Origin of the sequence: Microvirga brassicacearum (assembly GCF_008757455.1) — a bacterium.
GTDB classification, from domain to species: Bacteria; Pseudomonadota; Alphaproteobacteria; order Rhizobiales; family Beijerinckiaceae; genus Microvirga; species Microvirga brassicacearum.
Genome location: NZ_VCMV01000051.1, coordinates 1 through 2,292, shown reverse-complemented (window position 1 = coordinate 2,292; position 2,292 = coordinate 1). Strand labels below are relative to the sequence as shown.

Annotated in this window: 4 protein-coding genes; all 4 read right to left on the bottom strand. The window is 55.5% G+C overall.

The window, feature by feature from the left end; genetic code table 11:
- Nucleotides 1-438, bottom strand: a 438-nt coding sequence (locus FEZ63_RS20640) for a hypothetical protein (RefSeq protein WP_150948034.1), incomplete at its 3' end; no start/stop codon positions are given.
- Nucleotides 439-585: 147 nt separating this feature from the next.
- Entirely contained in the window at nt 586-1,005 is a 420-nt protein-coding gene (locus FEZ63_RS20635; protein ID WP_150948032.1) for a hypothetical protein, read from the bottom strand.
- Nucleotides 1,006-1,014: 9 nt separating this feature from the next.
- Complete coding sequence (locus FEZ63_RS20630; protein WP_150948030.1) at nt 1,015-1,455, bottom strand: hypothetical protein; 441 nt, start codon at nt 1,453-1,455, stop codon at nt 1,015-1,017.
- Nucleotides 1,455-2,292 (bottom strand): RHS repeat-associated core domain-containing protein (locus FEZ63_RS20625; RefSeq protein ID WP_150948028.1); only part of this gene is annotated, 838 nt, incomplete at its 5' end. The genes FEZ63_RS20625 and FEZ63_RS20630, both read right to left, overlap by 1 nt.

Below are 2,292 nucleotides of genomic sequence, written 5' to 3'. Positions count from 1 at the left end.
CGAGGCGAGGGCGGCGCCGTCGGGGCGGGTCAGGCGGCGCAGGCTGCCGAGGTGATCGCGCTGGACGACGGCGTCCTGGCCCCCGGGAGAGGGCTGCAGGCGGATGTCGGGATGCGGATAGATGGTCCAGATCCCGGCCGAGGCGGGGCCGGGCGCGCGCTCCACGTCGGGGCCGAGATAGAGCGTCGTGAGGCCGACCGGATCGTTCGGGTCGGTCTTGACGGTCTTCGTCAGCCGCGCCCCGTCGGGCCCGTACACGAATCTCACCGTGGACAGACCGGCCGCGATCTCTTCCGGCCGGTTCTGCCCGTCCCAGGCCATGGTCCGCCTGCCGCCCTGACGCAGGTTGCCGTTGGCGTCGTAGGTCTGGGCCTGACGGTCCACCGTCAGCGGCGCATGCGGACGCTGCGAGCCGGCGGTCGAGAATGCCGCGCCCATGGAACTCGGCCCGGCTGGAACGTCATGGTCAAGGGTCGATCGCTGGCATCATAGGTCATCGCGTCGATCCGCCCCGGGATCGCCGCCAGACGCCGGCGGCATCATAGGCCCGACACCCGCCCGGTTCGACATGCAAGTCAGGTGTCCCTACCTTAGCTTGTGCAGCCGAAGAGCAGCATCGACTTCGTTCATCTTGGCTGCCCTTACCGCATTCAGCCAATCCTTCCAGAGAGGCTCACCTTCAGGCTCGCTTAAAGAAGGAGGCACCATGTGAATCAGGATTTCGATGATGTCGTCGGAGGGGCCTCTGGAATTGTAAGTCTCAAGAAAGCTACGCATAGTGGCATGAGCTTCTTCAATACTCAGCTTGCTATCCAGATCTCCCTCGACTCTCTTTACCGCCTGCTCCCAGTCCCACCACATCCCCGCATCCGCAGTTGAACCATCTCGCAGAAACGACATCGAGCCTAGCATGACGTTGAATCCATCAAGATTGTCGCGGTCGGCGATAACCTCCATGAAGCGATACATAGCTAGGTAAGCTTCTCTTACCGTGAGCGTTGTCATTTTACTTGCCTAGCGAGCAGGCACCCACTTAATATTTGGTAACTGGGATATGGCGCTCCGGAACGCGTCCACGACTTCATCCAGTAGCTGATTTTGTACCGAATGAGGGAAAGTCAAATATAACGCAAAACTAAAACCTGATGGTGTAAACGGATTCGTTACTATGATATGTAAATCGTGCCGCCAAAGCTCCGCGATGTAATGCATATCGGGCTCTGTTTGAGCAATTCGGACGGCAAAATTTTGCTCTTCTCCAAATTTCCGAACTGCTTCAAAAACATTTTTTATTTTTTGAATATCTACGTTACTTAAGTTGAAATTTAACGACCTTAATGGCAAAGCGACCAATTCAGACTCAAGCTTCGACGATGCAGAGATAGTCGTGCTACTAAATAATGATATAAAAAGACAAATGCCAGTTATAAAGCGACGTCGTGTGTTAAATATCATCAGTACCCTCTTTTTTCTTGATCTATTGTTTCGCGCATTTGTCTATCAAGTTGATTGAATACTTCCGGACCAAAAAAATTGTTTGCTGCTGCGTTAAAAGCTTCGGGGTTATTACCTCTCCCTCGCGTTGAAACACTCCAACTCCCATCTTCGCTCTGGCTAAAACTTCTTGTTACACGTCCATCATGAAAAGTGTGGCCGATTTGGGTTTGATTAACGATCGTGAGGCCATTTTCGCTAATTTGGACTTGGATGCTGCCACCGAAGAAGCCCATATAGGGGTCGCGAACTTCGTAAATTCCCAAATGTGACACCGGTTTACTTGGGTCCTGACCAGGGAAAGCATATCGTGTGGCTTTGTCTCGAATGTAATCTACTGAACAACCTTGCCCCCCTGAGCAAACGATATTGTTGATGTTGTAGGCATGTGGCACCGGACGTGCAGGTCCATAGGGCACCTTCCCTGTGACTTCAATGTCCAGAAATGCTGATCTGCTACGGGCAAACTCCCGCTCCTCCTTCGACCAATCGCCGCCTTGGGCGCCAGGGGCGGCGCTGTAGCTGCCGTCGGCGATTGCGGCTTCCTGGTCGCGGACCTGGTCTGTGGCGCTATAGTGCCCATCGTTCATGTCGCCGCCGGCGCCGTAATCCGAACTGTCGTTCGACGCGAACCCTGACGGATCGCTGCGGTTGATCGGATCGTTGTTGGCATAAGCATAGCGGTTCGTCCCCACGCCCGGCAGGGTCGGGTCGAGGCTGTCGGGCGACAGGAAGCGGCCCACCTTCGGATCGTAGTAGCGGGCGTTGAGGTAGACCAGCCCGGTCTCGGCGTCCTCG

Bases quoted from the DNA above. Each gene is read 5' to 3' on its own strand.
- FEZ63_RS20635 (WP_150948032.1), bottom strand. From the start codon at position 1,005: ATGACAACGCTCACGGTAAGAGAAGCTTACCTAGCTATGTATCGCTTC.
- FEZ63_RS20630 (WP_150948030.1), bottom strand. From the start codon at position 1,455: ATGATATTTAACACACGACGTCGCTTTATAACTGGCATTTGTCTTTTT.